At 47.0% G+C, this 21,316-nt stretch carries 19 protein-coding genes and 1 other RNA gene; 8 read left to right on the top strand and 12 right to left on the bottom strand.

From position 1 onward, the window contains the following. Positions 1–3: 3 nt before the first annotated feature. From AC5RDV_RS11045 to AC5RDV_RS11030, 4 genes are read right to left on the bottom strand one after another with little or no spacing between them, the layout of a single operon-like run. The gene (locus AC5RDV_RS11045; RefSeq protein WP_261795455.1) at positions 4–1,002 is read right to left on the bottom strand and encodes an EpsG family protein; all 999 of its coding nucleotides are present in this window, start codon (positions 1,000–1,002) and stop codon (positions 4–6) included. Between the two features lie 37 nt (positions 1,003–1,039). Then, the gene (locus tag AC5RDV_RS11040) at positions 1,040–2,119 is read right to left on the bottom strand and encodes a Wzz/FepE/Etk N-terminal domain-containing protein (RefSeq protein WP_008630188.1); all 1,080 of its coding nucleotides are present in this window, start codon (positions 2,117–2,119) and stop codon (positions 1,040–1,042) included. Between the two features lie 6 nt (positions 2,120–2,125). Then, positions 2,126–4,675: an SLBB domain-containing protein gene (locus AC5RDV_RS11035; protein WP_130894336.1), complete on the bottom strand. Its 2,550-nt coding sequence runs from the start codon at positions 4,673–4,675 to the stop codon at positions 2,126–2,128. Then, positions 4,675–5,307, bottom strand: coding sequence for a sugar transferase (locus AC5RDV_RS11030; protein ID WP_130894337.1), 633 nt, complete (start codon positions 5,305–5,307; stop codon positions 4,675–4,677). Before AC5RDV_RS11030 ends, AC5RDV_RS11035 begins: the two co-directional genes overlap by 1 nt. 195 nt (positions 5,308–5,502) lie before the next feature. On the opposite strand from AC5RDV_RS11030, the gene ssrA reads away from it, so the two are divergent. The 5 genes from ssrA (at position 5,503) to AC5RDV_RS11005 (ending at position 8,371) form a co-directional block, all read left to right on the top strand. Next, positions 5,503–5,901: a transfer-messenger RNA gene (ssrA, locus tag AC5RDV_RS11025) on the top strand. A 61-nt stretch (positions 5,902–5,962) separates the two neighbouring features. After that, complete coding sequence (locus AC5RDV_RS11020) at positions 5,963–7,144, top strand: phosphoribosylaminoimidazolecarboxamide formyltransferase (RefSeq protein ID WP_008630191.1); 1,182 nt, start codon at positions 5,963–5,965, stop codon at positions 7,142–7,144. 15 nt (positions 7,145–7,159) lie between these two features. Beyond that, positions 7,160–7,369 carry a hypothetical protein gene (locus AC5RDV_RS11015; protein ID WP_008630192.1) on the top strand — a complete coding sequence of 70 codons (210 nt, stop codon included), beginning with the start codon at positions 7,160–7,162 and terminating at the stop codon, positions 7,367–7,369. Positions 7,370–7,557: 188 nt separating this feature from the next. Then, on the top strand, positions 7,558–7,770 hold the full coding sequence (locus AC5RDV_RS11010; RefSeq protein WP_282747823.1) for a helix-turn-helix domain-containing protein: 213 nt from the start codon (positions 7,558–7,560) through the stop codon (positions 7,768–7,770). A gap of 1 nt (position 7,771) precedes the next feature. Continuing rightward, positions 7,772–8,371, top strand: a complete 600-nt coding sequence (locus AC5RDV_RS11005; protein ID WP_282747824.1) for a MunI family type II restriction endonuclease — start codon at positions 7,772–7,774, stop codon at positions 8,369–8,371. A gap of 40 nt (positions 8,372–8,411) precedes the next feature. Here the strand turns inward: AC5RDV_RS11005 and AC5RDV_RS11000 are convergent, their stop codons facing one another. The 6 genes from AC5RDV_RS11000 to hpt all read right to left on the bottom strand — a co-directional run bounded on the left by AC5RDV_RS11000 (position 8,412) and on the right by hpt (position 13,631). Then, entirely contained in the window at positions 8,412–9,128 is a 717-nt protein-coding gene (locus AC5RDV_RS11000; RefSeq protein ID WP_282747825.1) for an MT-A70 family methyltransferase, read from the bottom strand. Between the two features lie 80 nt (positions 9,129–9,208). Beyond that, a complete protein-coding gene (locus AC5RDV_RS10995; RefSeq protein WP_282747826.1) occupies positions 9,209–10,429 on the bottom strand; it encodes a M23 family metallopeptidase in 1,221 nt (406 codons plus the stop codon). Between the two features lie 17 nt (positions 10,430–10,446). Beyond that, a complete protein-coding gene (pgeF, locus tag AC5RDV_RS10990; RefSeq protein WP_008630194.1) occupies positions 10,447–11,259 on the bottom strand; it encodes a peptidoglycan editing factor PgeF in 813 nt (270 codons plus the stop codon). 9 nt (positions 11,260–11,268) lie between these two features. Further along, positions 11,269–12,447 carry a GTPase ObgE gene (obgE, locus tag AC5RDV_RS10985; protein WP_282747827.1) on the bottom strand — a complete coding sequence of 393 codons (1,179 nt, stop codon included), beginning with the start codon at positions 12,445–12,447 and terminating at the stop codon, positions 11,269–11,271. Positions 12,448–12,452: 5 nt separating this feature from the next. Next, positions 12,453–13,028: an adenylate kinase gene (locus AC5RDV_RS10980; protein ID WP_039865135.1), complete on the bottom strand. Its 576-nt coding sequence runs from the start codon at positions 13,026–13,028 to the stop codon at positions 12,453–12,455. 66 nt (positions 13,029–13,094) lie between these two features. Beyond that, positions 13,095–13,631: a hypoxanthine phosphoribosyltransferase gene (gene hpt, locus AC5RDV_RS10975; RefSeq protein WP_008630197.1), complete on the bottom strand. Its 537-nt coding sequence runs from the start codon at positions 13,629–13,631 to the stop codon at positions 13,095–13,097. Between the two features lie 73 nt (positions 13,632–13,704). Here hpt and AC5RDV_RS10970 point away from each other — a divergent pair, with 73 nt between their 5' ends. Continuing rightward, positions 13,705–15,216, top strand: coding sequence for a bifunctional ADP-dependent NAD(P)H-hydrate dehydratase/NAD(P)H-hydrate epimerase (locus AC5RDV_RS10970; RefSeq protein WP_040603249.1), 1,512 nt, complete (start codon positions 13,705–13,707; stop codon positions 15,214–15,216). A 21-nt stretch (positions 15,217–15,237) separates the two neighbouring features. Then, on the top strand, positions 15,238–16,317 hold the full coding sequence (locus AC5RDV_RS10965) for a DUF4831 family protein (protein ID WP_008630199.1): 1,080 nt from the start codon (positions 15,238–15,240) through the stop codon (positions 16,315–16,317). Between the two features lie 80 nt (positions 16,318–16,397). Here AC5RDV_RS10965 and AC5RDV_RS10960 read toward each other — a convergent pair whose 3' ends face one another. Further along, on the bottom strand, positions 16,398–17,396 hold the full coding sequence (locus AC5RDV_RS10960) for a class II fructose-bisphosphate aldolase (RefSeq protein ID WP_008630200.1): 999 nt from the start codon (positions 17,394–17,396) through the stop codon (positions 16,398–16,400). Positions 17,397–17,551: 155 nt separating this feature from the next. Further along, positions 17,552–18,598, bottom strand: coding sequence for an endonuclease/exonuclease/phosphatase family protein (locus AC5RDV_RS10955; RefSeq protein WP_021980891.1), 1,047 nt, complete (start codon positions 18,596–18,598; stop codon positions 17,552–17,554). 155 nt (positions 18,599–18,753) lie between these two features. On the opposite strand from AC5RDV_RS10955, the gene AC5RDV_RS10950 reads away from it, so the two are divergent. Then, complete coding sequence (locus tag AC5RDV_RS10950; RefSeq protein WP_282747828.1) at positions 18,754–21,312, top strand: TonB-dependent receptor; 2,559 nt, start codon at positions 18,754–18,756, stop codon at positions 21,310–21,312. The last annotated feature ends 4 nt before the right edge of the window (positions 21,313–21,316 follow it).

The following is a 21,316-nucleotide window of genomic DNA, read 5'->3' as shown; positions in this document are numbered from 1 at the left end:
TATTTAAATGTATATGACTTGATTATAGAAAACCCCGATAAACAAAAACACTAAAGCAATTACACCGACAATTGCTTTCGATGCATAATCCGGTTTTATAGTATAATATAAAAGAGGAAATAGTATCACTTCTACCACTCCCAACAACTCACTCAAACGAAATGCAAAAACAGGCAGATTATAAAAAAGTATAAACGCAGCCAAAGACAAAATCTCAACTTTCAGAAGAATAACCACAAACGGATTAAAACGAGCAATCAACTCACACTTCCAAAGCAAAAAATAAGTGATAACTATTTTTACCAAAAAGACTAAATTAAAAACATTTATCTCATCCCATAATCCTTGTTCCTGTAAAGAACGGTAAATCTCCATTTTTTCTTCTATATAAGGAATAGGAAGCATCAATAAAAAATCCATCTTCAAAAAATATATCAGATAGCAAAAAGGTATGATTGATGCATAAAATATATATTGCCACTTTTTAAAAATCTCATTAGAAAAAAAAACAAAACACACAAGAATTCCGGCAGTATAATGAAAACAAGTTGCACAAAAAATGCATAACAAATACCTAAATCGGTCTCCGGTCCTCAAATATTGAAGTGCAAATAAAAAGAAACCAGACGCAACCCCTACCCTTATCTGATTCATACCATGGAGCAAATAATAATTACTCAAGTAAACCAAAAGAGACAGAAAATATAAATCGGTCAATCTTCTTATGGATAGAATCTGAAGTGACAACGCCAATATAGCATAAATCAGAAATAAAAAGACGACATTATCAAACACATAATAGACCAGATAAGACAACAAGACGAACGATATTTCTGTTGTAATATCATAACTACTGTTATAGAGATTCACATAATTAGAATAATCATGGTCTATATCACTCGGCCGAAATCCTGCCACAAGAGCCATTCCCCCTCCTATTAAAATCAATAAAAGCAACTTAATAGAAGAATCGAGTCTTTCTTCTATAAAAGCCACTGACATTATAAAACAAAATAGGAAAAGTATTATGAAAATCATTTTATTCCGGCATCTTCAATTCTTTTTTCTTTAACATCTGTTCTCTTCCATATACATATAAAGAGGAACATAAAAAAGCAAAGAATACACAACCCACAACAATTAACATACGTTTAGGAGAGGAAGGACGCAAAGGCACTGTCACAGAATTCACGACCGTAAAAGATGGAGTTTTTTCCTGCAGTTTGGCTTTAGCGATTTGAACTTGCTGGACCCATTGGCTATAGGAAGTATACGACAATTGCAATTGATTCTCCAAGAAATCTTGCTGAGACATGTAAGACTGTAATACGGCACCCTTATGCGTATCACAATATTCAGAATATACACGTTGAGCTGCTTCGTAATCCTTTTGGCTCTCATTAAGCATTTTTTCAAAATAAACAAGATCATTACGTGCTTTGCTTGTCTTATACTCAATAATAAAATCTTGTAATCTCTGTTTGACCGAATCTGTCATCGTCGCAGCCACAAGGGCATCTTGTGCCGTAAAACCTATTGTGATTACGCTTGTTTTTTTGTCTACAGAACAAGATATATTATCCGAAATCATTTTACAGATATTAGATTCATCCTCCGTCAACCAAAAAGAATCTGTTCCTTCTGAATTAACTTGCTCTTCTTTTTTGGGGAAAATACTCTTAATAAAAGAATTTATATAAGAAAAACCGGCACTCCACCACGGGCGTTCCTGATGCACAGCAAAATAATCATATAATGTAGTCTTTATCTCTCCGTCCGCTGTTTGAACTTTCACATCAAACAGCGACACAAGGAAATCCGTAGAATTCAACACGTCTGGATAAATCTCGGGATAAAGAGCATCTCCATTCATACTACTACCCAAATTCAGTCCAACCATACTCGCTAAAGAGCCTATATTACCAGACAAGGATGCACCCGACGATATTTCCGGTGCCAAAGTCACGGTGGCGTTATATCCACGTGGTATACTACATACATATATAACAGCCACAACTGAGACTATGCCACAAATCTTAGCAATACATAATCTTTGTTTGAATAATACTTGAAAAATTTCTACCAAATCTATTGGCTGAGGTTCCTTTTTTGGGTCCATAATGCATTATTTAAGTATATTCACTAACGTTGCAATCATTGTAGCAATTGAAGCCGTAGAGGTCCCTATCGTCATCATCTCCTGTGGTGTCATCTTATTACGCTGTGGTTTAGTCGGAACCACAATCTCACACCCAGGCTGGATGGATTTGCTTGAACGACGTCCTAACTGCTCTACAGAACCATTCATATAAATGGTATACACACGGGACTTATGCGCACGGTCGGCATAACCTCCAGCGCGTTTAATATAGTAGCTGAGCGGTTTTCCTTTCTCATAATTAATGGAAATAGGATACATCACTTCCCCACTGATCTTTACCGTATTCGAAAATTGAGGTACCACCAACTCATCCCCTTCACGCAAACGCACATCGTCCAAACTTCCCGGATTCTTCATCGCCTTCTCTAAATTAATGGCAACAGGATAAGTATCCCCCAAATCCAACTTCAAATTCAAAATTGAATCTGCTTGCGCCATATTAAATTCTTTTTCCGAACGCAAGCTTTCTTCATAAACTTGTATTTGGGAAGCCTTCATAGCACTTTCACGTTGCTTTTTTTCTTCTTCTGTCAACAAACGTTGCAGACGGGCTCCTTTTGCATAAGCCAAAGAAGACAAGCCTCCAGCCGCCTTTACCAAATCACTCAAACGATAATCTTTATTATCCATGGCATAACTTCCGGAAAAGTTCACGGCACCACTCACTTTCACATTGCGCTGTTCCGAATAAGCCGGACTTTTACGCACAAAAACCTCATCGTACGGTTGGAGATGAAAGTCCTGACCGTCACCCATCACCAAACCGTCACGGAGAGAAAAGCTATAAGTCTCTGACAGTTTCTCATCATCGGTCACCGCATCCGGATTCTTGATACGGCGGAACACATCGACTTTCGCCATGGAGGCTGCCTCCGTAAACCCTCCGGCCTGAAGTACAAGGTCTTCTATCGTCGTATTGTCCGCATACTGATAGATACCTGGAAAATTAACCTCACCATCAATTGTCAATGTCCGCTCCCCTTTCATATCCAACGAACTTGGAATAAACAAAATATCATTCTTACGCAAAGGGATATCGGCTACCGTCCCGTCCATAATACCTTCCACATCCACGGATAAAGCTTCCATCGTCAGGTCTTCCTTTTGACGGTGCATTACAGCCCGTTTAAGAAAAGCATCTTCACGCAACCCATCGGCCGCTTTAATCAACTGGCGTACAGTCTTGATGCTCCCATCCATCTGATATTGTCCGGGATGGAACACAGCTCCGCGTATTTCTGCCATATTGGAAAAACGAGGAATAACCGAATCAACATATAAAGAATCTCCGTCTTTCAATAAAAAACCGTTCATTTCAAACTCATCCACCGTATACACGGAATACTCTCGTCCGCTTTTACGTATCAGACGCACATTATCCGTATAAGCGTCCCCGGCAAACCCTCCGGCATAATCCAAAATACGGGAGACGCTTTCGTTTTCTTTCATTTCATAAAACATAGGACGCTTCACCTTGCCCCGTATATTCACCAAGCATTCGTACGGCCCTACCACAATCACATCGTTATCCGCCAAACGGATATCCCCCTTTGTATTCCCGTTCAGAATGTAATCATAGACATCGATGGTTGAAACCACACGTCCCTGACGGAATACTTTTATATCGCGTAACGTCCCGATCTCACTGATTCCCCCGGCCGCATACAACGCATTGAAAGCAGAAGATAAGGCACTCAACGTATAAGTCCCCGGTACCATCACCTCACCCATCACCTGTACTTGTATAGATCGTGTCTCCCCAACGGTCAAGGTTATGTTGGAATTCGCATAAAAACGACCTAATTGCTTTTTAACATAGTCGTTAGCCTCTTTTACAGTCATTCCGGCTAATGCCAAAGGCCCAACCCCCTCTATTGTCACAGTTCCGTCGGGCGACACCGTCCCCTCGAAAGTAGTCTGTGAAGCCCCCCATACGTCTATAATTACAGCATCACCGGCTCCCAGGCGATAGTTTGCCGGAGTCGGTATATTCATGCTCGGCTCAAAAGTCAGCATTTCATTATTGAAGATATTACGGCCAAAGACTTGACGGTCGTCTTCCTTGAAATAATTACGATAATAAATCAATGAGTCTATATCCATAAACCCTATCTCTTCGTTGAGTTGTTGGCCCTTCAGCGTTTTATCCTCTCCATCCTTTATTTCACGTCGCGAACGAACCATATAACCATTCTGTTTCTGGCGTTCATCCCGTGTCTTTTCTTTGTTGGTCCTCAAGCGGGACGTTCCACTTTTGGGTTGTGTCGTTCCGGTCAAGTCCAAAGCTCCGGGCTGCTTTTGTTCTGCCTCATATTTTTTACGAATACGCCGCAACTGATCTACCGTTACACCTTTTTGAAGCAATTGGGAAACAATATATTGTTGGTCTTTCCCTTTCTCCTGCTGTTCCATGACATAACGTACCACCTGATCGTCCGACATGGATTGAGAAAAAATAAATTGAAACCAAAAAAACGCCAAACAGGCTAGCAATATCCTCCTTGCCATATACATCAAAATTTCTTTCCTTTTAAAATAAAAACGACAGTGGTCAAAATAATTTTTATATCTAAAAACAACGAACGCTGTTGCAAATATTCTAAATCCATTTGCAAACGAATCAGCATTTTTTGCATCGAATCCGTATATCCATTATATAAAGTTGCCATGGAAGTCAATCCCGGACGCATCAAATAAATATAATCATAATCAGGATTCTCCTTTCTAATCAAATCAATAAAGTAACGCCGTTCAGGACGAGGACCCACAAACGCCATATCCCCCCGAAAAACATTCCACAACTGAGGTAATTCATCCAAATGATGTTCACGCAAAAATCTACCTACAGGAGTTAACCTATCATCCCCTTTCTTCGCTAAACAAGGTTTCCCGTCCTTCTCTGAATCAACTCTCATTGTCCGGAATTTCAATATATAAAAAGGTTTTCCCTTGTACCCTATTCGTTCCTGTCTAAACAATACAGGTCCATCACCTTGCCTTTTTAATAAAAAATAAACTAATAAAAAAACTGGAGACAACACTATCAAACCCAACAAAGCAAATATGGTATCAAGACCTTTTTTAATGGCTCGTTCCACCCAATTCATCCCATCACAAATCTCCATATTGACAGACATCTGACTCATTTTCCAATTCATTAAATCTAATTTATCTAAGTATAAAACTCCACAAGAGTGAAATTATTGCAAAATAACGATATTTTTTTTTCTCTCACAAGTAATGACTTAACCGTGTAGAAAAAATAAAGAACCGGAGAAAAAATAACAGCATGTTTATGCCTTTATTCAAAAGAATATCTTATCTTTGCAATTCAAACATCCGGGGTTGACATGGATTTGACAGCAGGATGGAATGGTACGTAAGCACGCAGAGGGTCGGTGATTTCCTCTATAATCTCAGTTACCAAGAATTTATCTGGCGAAAACAACTACGCTCTCGCTGCGTGATCGAAGTATAGTAGATTACCTTTATTTCGGCACCAGGTGCTGAAACGAGACATCACTCGGAAGCTGTGGCTCCGAAGCATTCCGGAAAAGTGGTGCAGCTAAATCGGAGATAGTCGTCCGCGGCCTTGCACGGACGGTGAAATCTTAAAGGATAAGGCGTAAATGGGTGGCTCGGGTCTTGTTTGCGCACGAAAACCGAAGGCCGGGATAAGCGTGTAGAAAGCGTATGGTTTCCCTGTTTGGACGAGGGTTCGATTCCCTCCAGCTCCACAAATTTGAAAGCAGCCCGTCATGCAGTATGCGTGTCGGGCTGCTTCTGTATTAATCACTCGATATGAAAGAATTAGCTTTAAAGTACGGATGCAATCCGAATCAGAAACCCTCGCGCATTTACATGACCGAGGGCGAACTGCCGATTGAAGTACTCAACGGCCGTCCGGGGTATATCAACTTCTTGGATGCCCTCAACGGTTGGCAACTGGTCAAGGAACTGAAAGAAGCCACCGGCATGCCTGCCGCCACGTCTTTCAAACACGTGTCTCCTGCCGGGGCAGCCATCGGCCTCCCGTTGAGCGACACGTTAAAAAGAATATACTTTGTGGATGACGTGCAAATTCCCCTCACTCCAATCGCTTGCGCATACGCCCGTGCACGCGGTGCCGACCGTATGTCAAGCTACGGTGACTTCATCGCACTGAGCGACACTTGCGATGCCGCTACCGCCACCCTCATCAAACGCGAAGTCAGCGACGGAGTGATTGCTCCGGACTACACGGAAGAAGCACTCCAAATCCTGCGCGAGAAACGCAAAGGCACTTACAACGTCATCAAGATAGACCCGGACTATGTTCCCGAACCGATAGAACATAAACAGGTGTTCGGCATCACATTCGAGCAAGGACGCAATGAAATCAAATTGAACGACCCGGCTTTGTTCGAGAACATCCCCACGGCCTGCAAGACGTTTACCGACGAGGCTAAACGCGACTTGATGATCGCCCTCATCACCCTGAAGTACACGCAAAGCAACTCCGTATGCTACGTGAAAGACGGACAGGCCATCGGTATCGGAGCCGGACAACAAAGCCGTATCCACTGTACGCGTCTGGCGGGCAACAAGGCCGACATCTGGTGGTTGCGCCAACATCCGAAGGTGATGAACCTGCCGTTCGTGGAGAAAATCCGCCGTGCAGACCGAGATAATACCATCGACATTTATATCAGCGACGACTATATGGACGTGTTGGCCGACGGAGAATGGCAGAAATTCTTCTCCGAAAAGCCGGAACCGCTCACACGCGAGGAAAAACGAGCCTGGATTGCACAAAACACTGGAGTGGCCTTAGGGTCGGACGCATTCTTCCCCTTCGGCGACAACATCGAACGGGCGCACAAGAGCGGCGTACAGTTCGTGGCACAAGCCGGCGGTAGCGTACGCGACGACCATGTAATCGAGACTTGCGACAAGTATGGCATCACGATGGCTTTCACCGGCGTCCGCCTGTTCCACCATTAATCCCACGGCACACTTATGGCAAACTTTGGAGGAGATGACATCGACAAGGTAATCACGGGAGGAATCGTGTTTTCAGGGGGTGCTAAAAAGACTTCTGGAAACTCAAAAAACAAAGTGAAAACCAAAGCCAAAAAGAAAGCTTACATCACGGGAGCGCATGGTTCCGGGTCGGCAAAAATGAAGGCTGAAATCCGCCGCCGCAGAGCCAACCGGCATAAAAAGTAAGGTTTCCTGCCCACATAGACAGCATTAGAAACAGGTACAAGTAGTACGGATTTCTTATCCCCACTGCTTGTGCCTGTTTTTAATTTATATTTTTTACACAACTTTCACAAGCCCTTATGCACATTTAGACTAATGCTAATCATAGTATGTTGCGCGAAAAGTTGCCATGCCTTATCTTTGGTTAAAATATGGAGAAAGAAAACATACTGATTCAATTTGGGCAAAAAGTCCAACGGCTGAGAAATGAAAAGGGGCTTTCACAAGAACAACTTGCCGAAATAGCCCACGTACACCGTACTTACATCGGAATGATTGAGCGTGCGGAAAAAAACATAACCTTGTTAAACATAGAAAAAATAGCCAAAGCACTAAAGGTAAATATAAAGGATTTGTTTGATTGACATGGGAAGTTTAGACAACCGTTTTAGGAGGAAATGGCAAGACTATGGCGGGCACAGTGCTGCCATGGCCGAACATTCATTTTATAGTGTATTCGAACTGCTGTTCCAAGACACAGAATATGTGTTGGATACGCAGCCTACATGTTTCAACACTATATATGTAAACGTTCCACTTCCGTTAGAAGAACAGATGGCCATATATACTCCTCCTTCCCCCATAAAGAAACATGGCATACAGCCTGATTGCCTTATCCGCAACACAAGGACGAACAAGACCATATATGTCGAACTAAAAAGACAAGACGGATGGGTGGAAGGAAAACCAAGATCAGCAGGCAGGGGCAATGCACACGAAAGGCTGTGCAAGTATTTTACGCCAGGACTCATAAAATTATTAAGGGATGCAGGCCATATAGCAGAACCATCATTACCTTTTTGGATTGTTTTCCAAGGGGACATAACAAGGGATCCTTGTCGCGTCAGGGAAATAACGTTTTGGTTTGACAAGTTCAAAGAGAATTATTTCTTTTGGAGGAACACAAAAGATGCCGAACTACTGATAGGACATTTCGAAAAATTCATAGCCCCTCTATTGGAATAGGGAAGAGGAAGCATAGTCAGCTTCCTTTCCCCTATATTGGTCACTCCCTTTCGTAAACCTCCCTTACATCTAATCCCCAAACGTCCCAACCCGGATTACGACTGCGAGCAAAAAGCTCGATTTTTCTTTGTGTTGGAAACATCAGCTCTATGTTATGGAGTACTTCAAGGGGTTTCTTGCTGTGCTCCATCCTGGGTACACGGATTAATTGTTGAATGTTCCTCGCACCTCTCGGTTGGGGTATCGTCCCCTTTTTGAAAATAAGGCAAAGTTCGCAGTTGGACAATGTATATCGGCCGGGGTTATGGTTCATCTTGTCCCACACGAAGCCTACCGTCTTATACTCAAACCCCCATGCCTGTCCCAATTCGATGCCCTGCGCAAGATGAGGGTTGGTCACCCACATAAACAAAAGGCACGAATCGCTAGCAATTTCATTAATCGGAATCTTTTTCATTTCTTTTGTTTTAAGTGTCGGGTATTTGAAATTCGCCGCACTAATGAATATGTCGCGTTTCCAATCCTTGTTTTCCGCCTTAATGGCCGACTTATCGAATTGCATTTTCCCCCCATAGTCCCATGGCGGATCAGCATATATTATGTCATATTTCCCTTCAGGAAGCTGTGGGTAGAATTCGGGCAAATCATTATGAACGATAAGCCCCTCCTGCTTGGGGGCATAAATCCTGTAACCTGAAACATGCCTTCCTTTCCCTTCACTAAAGTTTAGCTCCTCCTCTCCAAATAGATTCTTCATTTCTAATCATCAATAATTCATCAAATAATAGTATATAAGCAAAAACATACGGATTAATTTCCAAACGGAAAAAATTAGTATTATTTCTTTCGTACAGAGATGCTTCCGTTCGATTTACGAGTAAAGGTGAGTTTGTCTTTCCTCAACACATGCCGCCCGTGGTCAAAAATGTAATCACTATTGAACGGCACGCCATTCACCCGGACTTCAAAATGACAATGCTCCGTCGTAGCCCTACCGGTGCGCCCCACGGTGGCTATCACGTCACCGGCTTTCACCCGATCACCTACACGAACCAAATTCCTGGCATTATGACTGTAACAAGTCTCCAGACCGTTGGCATGGCGCACTACCACCATATTCCCGTATGCAGAGTACTTTCCGGAGAAGCGGACTATCCCGTCGAACACCGCCCGTATCTTGTCGTGCGGTTTCGTCTTCAGATCCGTTCCTGTATGGTTCTTACGTGCCCCACCGTAGGGACTGATCACCTTGGCACCAAGCAGCGGATAACTCCACTTCCCTATCCGGGACAAGTCTATCGTGAACGAGGAAAACCCGTCAAACAACCCAGGTGTAGCCACACCTACATGTTGCCTTTCCATGGCTGAAAAAGGACGATCCAAGTCCACCAATTCCGACACCCGAAACCAGTCGAAACGGGGAGGACGTTCTTCAATCTCGCCCGTTCGGTAGAAAGAAGCACGGACATAACCGGACTCATCCAGACGAAACTGCATGGCATCGAACTTCAAACTACCATCGGGACGAGCCAGCGTGGACGGGCTCATCGGCACGCCGTTCACCATCAGGGCGAAATAGGTATAGACCACGCCATGGTCCGCACCGGCTAATGCGATAGCCTGCCCGGCAGAAACATAATCGCCGGACTCCACCAACGTCTTGGCGTGATGGGCATACACCGTTTCCATCCCGTTGGGATGGAGCACCACGACCGTCTTTCCTAAATCCGTTTTACGCACCAAGCGTACCAGGCCCTGCATGGCCGCCCTGACTTCGTGCTTTACCTCAGGTGACATGATATACCAACCGATGGGGTCATGACGAAAATCGGGAGTAAACAACACTCCGCCCTCCACCGGAAAACTCCAACCGTCGCGTTCCATATCGGCTGAAGTCACGGTGAAATAACCGGTGCCGTCGAACAATCCGGCTGTCGGGATATGAAGCATACGCCGTTCCACGCGCGAGAAATCCACCCGCTCCTTGCGGCTGCCCGTAAAGGAATACAAAAGTGCCAACAACAAAGCGAGACACAAAATAGAAACACGCTTCACCATATATCCATATTTTTTAATCAGTCCGTCAGAAAAATACCGTTCAGGATGCGCCCCGAACGGATGCCCAAGCGACGTGCGGAGAAGAAACGTTCGGAATGGCCGTAAGTACACACTCCGGCCAAATGAATCCGTGCAGAGGGCACACCACAATCCTCCAACAAGCCCCGGTTGGCTTGCCACAAATCAAGGTGCCATTTTTCCATCCTGTCACTCCCGTCTCCGGCGACAGGATATCGCCTCGCCATCTCCTCCATCGGGAAACCGGCCGTGCGGAAAGCTTCATACACCTCGTCACCCACCTCGAAAGCTTCCAAGGATATGCCAGGACCGATGGCCGCCTCCACATCCTGCGGACGGGTACCATACGCGCCTGACATCGCATGCAGGACGGCTTCCACAATGCGCAACACCGTGCCCCGCCAACCGGCGTGCACGGCGGCTACGGCATGATGCACCCGGTCGTATATTAATATAGGTATGCAATCGGCGGTAGACACCGACACGCACACCTTCGGCACGTCCGTCATCACGGCATCCACTCCTTCAAGCGTAACCGCCTTGACGGCATCGGCCTGCATAAAAAAAGCCTCATCGATACGACGCACCCGTGCGCCATGTATCTGATGAGGTATAATCAAACGGGATGTCTCCAAACCTAAAGACTCGCACAACAAATCACGGTTGAGCCGCACCATGCGTTCGTCGTCCCCGCAATAGGCATTGGCATTGAAAGAAGCGTATGCTCCCTCGCTATAACCTCCGCGACGCTCCGTACTAAAAGCACAGACGCCCTGTCCCAAATCGTATGTCAGCAATTCCGGTCCACCCATCTTCCGGAACTATTTTTGAGGTTCGTCGTCCCAATCCTCTTCGTATTCGAAATCGTCAAGGTCTTCTATCTCCTCCTCGTCCACAAACTGGATATCTTCATCCTCGCCCATGGCTTTCAGCTCATTCTGCAGGAATTTCAAATCCTTGTTCTTATGCACGATCTTGCTTTGGCCGGTAATGGCCTGAAGTTTATTGCTTTCGCTGTTCAGCTCTTTCCATAACAAGTCTTTCAACTCGGCTATGCCCGTCCCCGTGACCGAAGAGATAAACACATGGGGCACGTCGGGCAGGTTCTCGGAAAGCATCTGTATGAGCTCATCGTCCAGCAAATCGCTTTTCGTAATGGCCAACACCCGCTGCTTGTCGAGCATTTCGGGGTTGAACGTGGCCAGTTCGTTCAACAGTATCTCATATTCTTTCCGGATGTCCTCCGTGTCGCCGGGCACCATGAACAACAACAAAGAGTTGCGCTCGATATGGCGCAGGAAACGCAGCCCCAACCCTTTTCCCTCGCTGGCTCCCTCGATGATGCCGGGAATATCGGCCATTACGAACGACTGGTTGTCGCGGTAGGACACGATGCCCAAGCTGGGTTCGAGTGTCGTAAAGGGATAATTGGCTATCTTGGGACGGGCGGATGACACGGCACTGAGCAAAGTGGATTTCCCGGCGTTGGGAAACCCCACCAAACCGACATCGGCCAACAGCTTCAATTCCATGATGACCATCATCTCCTGCATCGGCTCCCCGGGTTGGGCATACCGCGGCGCCTGATTGGTGGCCGTACGGAAATTCCAGTTGCCCAAACCGCCCCGGCCTCCTTTCAGCAACAACACGAGCTGTCCGTCCTCCGTCACGTCGCAAAGGTATTCTCCCGTCTCGGCATTATAGACCACCGTTCCGCACGGCACGTCTATATACTTGTCCTCGCCGTCCTTGCCCGACGACCGGGCTTTGGAGCCGTTCCCACCATGGCCGGCAAAGACATGCCGGTCATAACGCAGATGGAGCAACGTCCAATAGTTGCGGTTGCCGCGAAGGTAAACATTCCCCCCACGGCCGCCGTTTCCGCCGTCCGGTCCGCCATTGGGCACGTATTTTGCCCGGCGCATGTGCGCCGAACCGCGCCCCCCCTTGCCCGAACGGCAGTATATCTTCACATAGTCTACAAAATTGGATTCTGCCATATAAATTATTTGTTTGCAGCGTCTATCGCTTCAAAGATTTCCGCCAACATCTGTTCTTTCGAACCTTTCCAGTTGAAAGTATGGCGCAAACCCTCTTTCTCGAACCACTCGGCCAAAGGAGCCGTCTGGTTACGGTACACGTCAAAACGCTTCTTGATGGTTTCTTCATTGTCGTCGGCGCGTCCCTGTTCGATGGCACGGTTCAGCAAACGCGCCATCAACGTCTCTTCGTCCACCACCAACTCTATCATCATGCCCATGTCGTCCTTGCGGTCGGCCAGCATCTTCTTCAAAGCCTCGGCCTGCGCGATGGTACGGGGGAAACCGTCGAATATCACCCCTTGGCCTTTCGTCTGTGCATCGTATGTCTTAGCCAAGATGTCAATCATCAGCTCATCCGGAATAAGCTGGCCGTTGTCAATATATCCCTTGGCAATCTTGCCCAGCTCCGTACCGTTCTTGATTTCTCCGCGCAACACGTCACCGGTAGAAATGTGCCCCATGCCGTATTTTGCCACAATCTCGTCACTGTAAGTGCCCTTGCCTGATCCCGGGGCACCGAAAATAATAATATTCTTCATCGTTCTTATTTTGTATTTGGTTGAAACAATCTTTCTCCTCCTTTCCCGGCAATAGATACTGCCAACTTATTCCACGACGGTGTAAATGTCACGGGTGTTCCTCCCGTAACCGTCATAATCCAACCCATATCCCAAAATGAAATCGTTGGGAATGGAGAAACACTTGTACGGAATATCCAAATCCACTTTCAAATTACCGGGCTTGAGCAACAAGGTGCAAATGGAAATGGAACGGGGATTGTACTTCGCCAACATTTCTGTCACGTATTTCATCGTCAATCCGGAATCCACTATATCCTCCACAACCACGACATCCCGTCCGGCGATATCGGCATTCAGCCCTATCATCTCACAGACGGAACCGGTTGAAGACGTACCCACGTAAGAAGCCAACTTGACAAACGATATCTGTGCAGCAAGCCTGATTTCCCTCATCAAATCGGCCGCAAAGATAAAAGAACCGTTCAATATGGCCAGAAAAACAGGCTCTGTCCCGGCAAGATCACGGTTGATTTCCCCTGCCACCCGCTTCACCTGTTTCAATATCTCGGATTCAGGTATTGATACGGCAAATTTTTTATCCTTTATCTGAAGTGTTTCCATATCTTTTTGCTAATTTTGTGCAAATATAGTGCAAAACCAAGAGAATACGAAAGAAAACGAAGTTTTATTTGTCATGAAGATACTCACCTCGACCCAGTTTAAAGAATTAGATAAATACACCATCGGGCACGAACCCGTCTCATCCATCGATTTGATGGAACGTGCCGCAAAAGCGATTGCAGCCGAACTGAAAAGCCGTTGGACCACCGCTACCCGCTTTATCGTGTTTGCCGGTCCGGGTAACAACGGCGGTGATGCCTTGGCGGTATCCCGCCTGCTCTGCAACGCCGGGTATACGGTACAGACGTATCTGTTCAACATCACGGGACGTCTCAGCGACGATTGCCTGAACAACAAGAAAAGACTGGAAAACCTGGCCGGACTGATGTTCACCGAAGTATCTTCCCAATTCTCCTTCCCTGAAGTGGACGCAAAAGATGTCATCATAGACGGACTGTTCGGTACCGGATTGAACAAGCCTTTGGACGGGGGCTATGCCGGTCTCGTGAAAAGAATCAACGCCAGCCCGGCCAAAGTGGTGAGCATCGACATCCCATCCGGCTTGATGAGCGAAGACAACACATACAATAATCCGTCGGCCATCGTCCGTGCGGACCTGACCCTGACCATCCAGCTTCCTAAACTGGCCTTCTTTTTCGGCGAGAACCAGAAATATCTCGGTGAAGTGAAGCCCGTGGACATCGGGCTTTCCGCCGAGGGATTGGCGGCTATGGACTGTAGTATTACGGTAATAGAGCCGGGAGAGGTGAAAAAGATACTCAAACCGCGTAACCCTTTCGCCCACAAAGGCAGCATGGGGCATGCCCTGCTCGTCAGCGGACAGTACGGCATGGGAGGCGCAACCATCCTCGCGGCAAAGGCTTGCCTGAGAAGTGGAGTGGGCAAACTGACCGTCCACACGCCGGACATGAACAACAACATCTTGCAATGCAGTGTGCCCGAAGCCATACTCAGCCATGATTTGTCCGACATCCGGGTGTCGAAAGCCATAAGTACCTACGACTACAACGCTCTGGCCATCGGTCCCGGACTGGGCACACACGAAGAAACGGCAGAAGCGCTGCGTACTTTCATCCGTAACCATCCGGGCGAAATGGTACTCGACGCAGACGCACTCAACATCTTAGGCAACCATCCGGAATGGATTCCGGAAATCCCACAAGACACGATTCTCACTCCGCATCCAAAAGAATTGGAAAACCTCGTGGGAGCATGTACCGACAGTTACGACCGTATGGCTAAAGCCCGCGAGCTATCCATCAAAATGCAGTTATATGTCATCGTGAAAGGACACAACAGCATGATTTGTACACCGACGGGACGCGTTATCATCAATCCCACGGGCAACGCAGGCATGGCCACGGCCGGAAGCGGTGATGTGCTGACCGGTATCCTTACGGCTTTACTGGCACGGGGATATACGGCCAATGAAGCTTGCCAGTTGGGTACCTATCTCCACGGCATGGCCGGCGACATCGCACGCGAAAGGTTAGGCGAAGAAAGCATGATTGCTAGCGACATCATCGACGCACTCCCCGAAGCCTTTAAGAAATTAAAAGAATAAACACTGATAAAAATAAAGTTTATGAAAGCAAGAACCCTGTTATGCGGACTGGCGCTTTGCACACTCGGTGCCGTCGCACAAACCGAAGTAAGCCCGTACGTACCCGGTGCCACGGTGGAGGGCGTAACCTATTACTTGCCCCGTACAGCCCTTCGTTTGGTCGTCGTGGCTGAAAAGCAAGTCTATACCCCCGGAGAATTCAGCAAATATGCTGACCGCTATCTCCGTTTATCCCAAATAATTCAGGAACCTTACACGAAGTGGAGTATAAAAAGTATAGATATGGTACCTTACGGAGTACCCGATCCTCAAAAAGTTTACAGCATACAGCTTAAAAAGAGAACCGTAGCCCCGTTGGTAGGCCTCACTTCCGAAGGCATCCTCCTGTCCATCAATACCGACGGGGAAGAGGAACCGTTGCCGGCCATACCGAAAGGAAATGATGCTCCTAAAAGACTCAATCCCAGAGATTACATGAACCAGGAAATCCTTTCAGCCGGAAGCAATGCCAAAATAGCCGAGCTGACGGCCGAAGAAATCTACGATATCCGGGACAGCCGCACGGCATTGATTAAGGGCGAAGCGGACAACATGCCGAAGGACGGCGCCCAACTCAAATTGATGCTCGACCAATTGACGATGCAGGAAACCGCTCTTACACAACTGTTCAAAGGCACAGTGGACACCAGTACGGAGGTTTTCACCATAGAACTCACACCTGCGGAATTCACAGACCGTATGGTGCTGTTCCGTTTCTCGGAAAAACTGGGCGTAGTGGATAATGACGATTTATCCGGAGAACCGGTCTACCTCTCTTTGAAAAACATGAATACCCTCCCCCAACCCGTCGTGGACGAAAAGGCTGCCAAAAAGAAAGGTAAGATGGAAGAAGGAGTATATTATAATGTACCTGAACGAGTGGCGGTCAGCGTATTCAATGCTTCCAGAGAGTTCTGCAAAGGAGAGTTCCCCATGGGCCAATTCGGCAATGTAGAAATCCTGAGCAATGTGCTCTTCGACAAAAAGACCACCACACAAGTCACTTTCTACCCTAGCAACGGAGCTATCAAACAACTGACGGACAACGGCGAGGAAAATTGAAAACCTACTAAACATGCAATAAGCATGAAAAAGGGCTGCCCGAAAGCAGCCCTTTAACTTTTATACGCCGTACGACCGGATTACAACTTGTTGTCAGAACCCAAAACGTTGACAATCTTGTGCTCGTACAATTTCTTCATGTTGTCGCGAGCCGGACCCAAATATTTACGCGGGTCGAACTCTGCCGGCTTCTCAGCAAATACCTTGCGAACGGCAGCCGTCATAGCCAGACGAGAGTCTGAGTCGATATTGATCTTGCAAACCGCACTCTTGGCAGCCTTACGCAATTCGTCTTCGGGGATACCGATAGCTGCTTCCAACTTGCCACCGTATTTGTTGATGGTATCTACTTCTTCCTGAGGAACAGATGAAGAACCGTGCAGAACAATGGGGAAGCCCGGAAGTTCCTTCATTACACCGTCCAATACATCGAATGCCAAAGGAGGAGGAACCAAACGGCCTGTAGCGGGGTCAACGTGGCACTGTTCGGGTTTGAACTTATATGCACCGTGAGAAGTACCGATAGAAATAGCCAAAGAATCGCAACCGGTCTTGGTTACGAAGTCAACCACTTCTTCAGGACGAGTGTAAGTGTGATGTTCAGCCACAACGTCGTCTTCTACTCCGGCCAACACGCCCAACTCACCTTCTACAGTTACGTCGAACTGATGGGCATATTCAACAACTTTCTTCGTCAAAGCCACGTTCTCGTCATACGGAAGGTGAGAACCGTCGATCATCACAGAAGAGAAACCTGAATCGATACAGCTCTTGCAAGTCTCGAAAGAATCACCGTGGTCAAGGTGCAACACGATTTGGGGATTGGCGCAACCCAATTCCTTTGCATATTCAACAGCACCCTGAGCCATATAGCGCAACAATGTAGCGTTGGCATACTGACGGGCACCCTTAGAAACCTGAAGAATCACCGGAGACTTGGTCTCTACGGCTGCTTGAATGATAGCCTGCATCTGCTCCATGTTGTTGAAGTTGAAAGCAGGAATGGCATAACCGCCATTAATGGCTTTTTTGAACATCTCTCTGGTGTTCACCAAGCCTAAGTCTTTGTAATTAACCATATCTTTATAATTTATAAAAAGAACAATTCATTTCACTCTTTTTGGTAGGGCAAAGATAGACATTTTTCTTCAAATCCATACCTACCGCCTGTATCTTTTAAGCAAAAAAAATCCCCCGAAGCGTATTTTACCGTTTCGAGGGAGTGCTTGCAGTGTCATTTCATCTCTTTCACCAAATATACCACAACCGGAAGGTGGTCGCTATAACCGTTCAGCCACACTCCGCCGGCATGCGTACGCTTGGTATTGCCTTTGTATCGCCCTTCGGTTTGGAACAGGTAATTACGCGAGAATATCTCATGCTTAAAGAACTTCAAGGTCGAATAATCCTTCTTGCCGTCCAAATTCAATAAATTGGGAGTCATTACGATTTGGTCGAAAAGATTCCACTTGCCGTCGTACATCAACGTGCCCCGTCCTTCTTTAGTTAGCACATTCCACCAAGGATTATACAAATCGGACTCGCCCACATCTTTCATTTCGCGTTTGGCTCCCAAAGCTTTCGCCATACTCGGACTGAAAGGATCGTCGTTCATATCCCCCATCACAATGATTTTCATTCCCGGGTTTGCCTTGCTGATACTGTCTTTCAACATACGGACCTGTTTCCCGGCACGCTCCCTATAATATGAAACCGCAGCACGGCTAGGCCAATGGCATACGATAAAGGCCACGTCATCTCCCGCCAGTTTTCCTTGTACGGTCAGGAATCCACGCGTATGATAGGCACTGTCCTTTGCCTCATATATATAAGGTTGCAGGAACGACTTTTCCGGTGTAAAGAAACGGGGATTGTATATCAGCGCACAATCTACGCCACGTCGGTCCGGTCCCTCGATATGGACGAACTTCATTCCACGTGCCTTCAAAGGCGGTTGTTCCACCAAATCCTGCATCACACGGCTATTCTCAACCTCAGACACTCCGATGACAGATGCACCGACATTGGGCAACTTGTCCGTCCCCATCTCCGACAACACCGTGGCCATGTTCTTTAATTTGGAGAAATACTTCATTCCGTTCCATTTCATAGCCCCGTCCGGCAGATACTCGAAATCATTTTTCCCCTCGTCATGAATGGTGTCGAAAAGATTTTCCTGATTATAAAACCCAACCGCATACATGCCGAATTTCTTCTCTTGGGCACGAGCTGCCGTAAACAGCAACACGAACAAGCCCATAACCATAAACATTCGTTTCATAAGATGTTTTTTTAACGTTTTGTTAATTCTCTATTACAAATATGGCTTTTTTCGGCAACCGAGCCAAAAAAAAATGGCAAAAAGTTAGTCCGGGATGGCTTTAATTTGAAAATTATGTGTTTCTTTGTAACAACAATACAATAAATCTACGAGATATGGGGAAAAAGACAACTTTGATTCTATCGGCATTCTTCGTGTCGGCCTTGCTCCACGCACAACAGGCAGATACTCTGGCCGTGCTCCAACAACGGGCACAGAACGAGAATGCGGACTTTTCGTTCACAGAATCGCAACTCAATGAAGATGACGATGCGGGCCAGACCGTCTCGGCCATCACAGGGGTCGGCAACGACCTGTATTTGTCTGAAGTGGGCTATCTATTCAGCCCCATGCGTTTCCGCCTGCGGGCCTATCAGAACTCCAACAACGACATGTTCATCAACGGCATCCAGTTCAATGATGCCGAGCGAGGCGTATTCAGTTACAGTTCTATCGGAGGACTGAACGACGCGACCCGTAATCGTGAAGGCTCCCCGTTTTTCCTAATGAACCAATTCGGCTATACGTCGGTGGGAGGAGCGGATAATATTAATGTACGGGCCGGACAATACGCCGCAGGCCACAAATTATCTTTGTCCGGAACCAATCGGAACTATCGTGCACGAGGCATGTACACCTACTCTTCGGGGCTGATGAGCAACGGATGGGCCTTCACGGGTTCTATCGGTTACCGTTGGGCTAATGAAGGATTCGTAGAAGGCACGTTCTACAATTCGTTCAGTTACTTGTTAGGGTTCGAGAAACGCTTCAACGACCGGCATAGTTTGAGTTTCACGACCTGGGGTTCTCCCACTGAACGCGCCCAACAGGGTTCTTCCACAGAAGAAGCTTACTGGTTGGCCAACGACCATTACTACAACCCCAACTGGGGTTACCAAAACGGTGAAAAGCGTAATGCACGTGTGGTAAATTCTTTCGAACCGACGGCGATTGTCACTTGGGATTTCGACATCAACGAACGAACCAAGCTGTCTACATCGTTCTCCGGAAAATACAGCATGTACGCCAGCAGCGCTTTGGGATGGAGCGGAAATGCCGCCGACCCGCGTCCGGATTACTACAAAAAGTTACCGAGCGGACAAATCAGCGGCAACGTATTCAACCAACCGTTGAGCGACGAGGATGTGGAAACTTGGCAGAACGCATACAATTATTGGACGAGCGCAAAGTCCCACCGCCAACTCGATTGGGATGCCATGTACTTTGCCAACGCCCAGCAAAACACGTTAGGGGGCGAAGCCTTATACTACGTAGAAAACCGTCATAACGACCAAATGGCCTTCAACTTCGGTTCCACCCTGAAACGCGACATGGAAAAGTACGGCAATATCACAGCCGGGTTAAATGTCAGTACCACCAAAGGCATGCACTACAAAACCATGAAAGATTTGTTGGGTGCCAACAAATACACGGACGTAGACAAATTCTCCGTGCGCGACTATGGCTACAACTCCAGCATGATTCAAAACGATTTGGACAATCCTAACCGCCTGATCGGTGAAGACGACAAGTTCGGCTACGACTATAATATATTCGTCAACAAAGCCAACGTCTGGGCCAACTACCAATTCGACAAGAGTTTCTACAGCTTGTTCTTTGCTGGACGTTTGGGCGGAACGACCATGGAACGCGAAGGTTTGATGCGCAACGGCCGTGCGGCCAACAACTCAAAAGGCAAGAGCGGCACAGCCAAATTCTTGGAAAGCGGAGCCAAGGCCGGGGCAACGTTCCGTATCGGAGGCAAACACGTGTTCAACGTCGGGCTTGGATATGAAGAAAATGCACCGTTGCCTTACAATGCATTCATCGCCCCCCGTTTGAAGAACGACTTCGCCACGGACCTCACCAACGAAGAAGTAATGACAGCCGAAGCCAGCTATGCGTTCAACGGTCCCATCTTCGCTTTCAAAGTCAGCGGCTACTACACGCGTTTCAACAATGTGACCGAACTCGACCAGTTCTACAACGACCAGGAGTCGCGCTACACTTACCTGTCGATGACCGGAGTCGAGAAAGAATATATGGGAGTAGAACTGGCTGCCAGCGTAAAACTCACGTCAAACCTGACCCTGAAAGCGTTGGGCACATTCAACAACGCCGAATATGTGAACAACCCGAACGCCAATCTGACTTACGAAAACGAAAGCGAGACTACGCAAGATGTCGTGTATATCGACGGAATGAAAGAAAGCGGAACTCCGCTCTCTGCCTACAGTCTCGGACTGGACTACAATGTGAAAGGCTGGTTCTTCAGTATCAACGGTAACTACTACCACCGCGGATTCATCGACTTCTCCACTTACCGCAGATTAGGTAAGGTTTTGGGTGTGTCAGCCGGTGAGAACGGGACCGTAGGTGAAGACGGCAACAAGGTAAGCGTAAACATCCCCGGACAGGAAGAGTTCGATGGCGGTTTCATGCTCGACCTTTCCATAGGCAAATACATCCGCCTGCAAAAGGGCCGCTCTCTGAGCATCAACCTGACGCTGAACAACGTGACCAACAATACGGACATGAAAACCGGAGGATACGAACAGAACCGCGATGATGCATACGACGACGGCCGCGAGCGTCCTTACCAGTTCTCACGCCACTCTAAATATTACTATGCACAAGGACTCAACGGTTTCCTCAACGTAGGATTCCGCTTCTAACCTC

This window comes from Paraprevotella sp., from assembly GCF_986071375.1.
The sequence above is the reverse complement of the archived record's forward strand: the minus strand, read 5'-3'. Positions and strand labels throughout refer to the sequence as shown.

Coding starts and splice junctions, on each gene's coding strand:
- AC5RDV_RS11045 (WP_261795455.1), bottom strand. CDS start 1,002: ATGTCAGTGGCTTTTATAGAAGAAAGACTCGATTCTTCTATTAAGTTG.
- AC5RDV_RS11040 (WP_008630188.1), bottom strand. CDS start 2,119: ATGGACCCAAAAAAGGAACCTCAGCCAATAGATTTGGTAGAAATTTTT.
- AC5RDV_RS11035 (WP_130894336.1), bottom strand. CDS start 4,675: ATGTATATGGCAAGGAGGATATTGCTAGCCTGTTTGGCGTTTTTTTGG.
- AC5RDV_RS11030 (WP_130894337.1), bottom strand. CDS start 5,307: ATGAGTCAGATGTCTGTCAATATGGAGATTTGTGATGGGATGAATTGG.
- AC5RDV_RS11020 (WP_008630191.1), top strand. CDS start 5,963: ATGAAAGAATTAGCTTTAAAGTACGGATGCAATCCGAATCAGAAACCC.
- AC5RDV_RS11015 (WP_008630192.1), top strand. CDS start 7,160: ATGGCAAACTTTGGAGGAGATGACATCGACAAGGTAATCACGGGAGGA.
- AC5RDV_RS11010 (WP_282747823.1), top strand. CDS start 7,558: ATGGAGAAAGAAAACATACTGATTCAATTTGGGCAAAAAGTCCAACGG.
- AC5RDV_RS11005 (WP_282747824.1), top strand. CDS start 7,772: ATGGGAAGTTTAGACAACCGTTTTAGGAGGAAATGGCAAGACTATGGC.
- AC5RDV_RS11000 (WP_282747825.1), bottom strand. CDS start 9,128: ATGAAGAATCTATTTGGAGAGGAGGAGCTAAACTTTAGTGAAGGGAAA.
- AC5RDV_RS10995 (WP_282747826.1), bottom strand. CDS start 10,429: ATGGTGAAGCGTGTTTCTATTTTGTGTCTCGCTTTGTTGTTGGCACTT.
- pgeF (WP_008630194.1), bottom strand. CDS start 11,259: ATGGGTGGACCGGAATTGCTGACATACGATTTGGGACAGGGCGTCTGT.
- obgE (WP_282747827.1), bottom strand. CDS start 12,447: ATGGCAGAATCCAATTTTGTAGACTATGTGAAGATATACTGCCGTTCG.
- AC5RDV_RS10980 (WP_039865135.1), bottom strand. CDS start 13,028: ATGAAGAATATTATTATTTTCGGTGCCCCGGGATCAGGCAAGGGCACT.
- hpt (WP_008630197.1), bottom strand. CDS start 13,631: ATGGAAACACTTCAGATAAAGGATAAAAAATTTGCCGTATCAATACCT.
- AC5RDV_RS10970 (WP_040603249.1), top strand. CDS start 13,705: ATGAAGATACTCACCTCGACCCAGTTTAAAGAATTAGATAAATACACC.
- AC5RDV_RS10965 (WP_008630199.1), top strand. CDS start 15,238: ATGAAAGCAAGAACCCTGTTATGCGGACTGGCGCTTTGCACACTCGGT.
- AC5RDV_RS10960 (WP_008630200.1), bottom strand. CDS start 17,396: ATGGTTAATTACAAAGACTTAGGCTTGGTGAACACCAGAGAGATGTTC.
- AC5RDV_RS10955 (WP_021980891.1), bottom strand. CDS start 18,598: ATGAAACGAATGTTTATGGTTATGGGCTTGTTCGTGTTGCTGTTTACG.
- AC5RDV_RS10950 (WP_282747828.1), top strand. CDS start 18,754: ATGGGGAAAAAGACAACTTTGATTCTATCGGCATTCTTCGTGTCGGCC.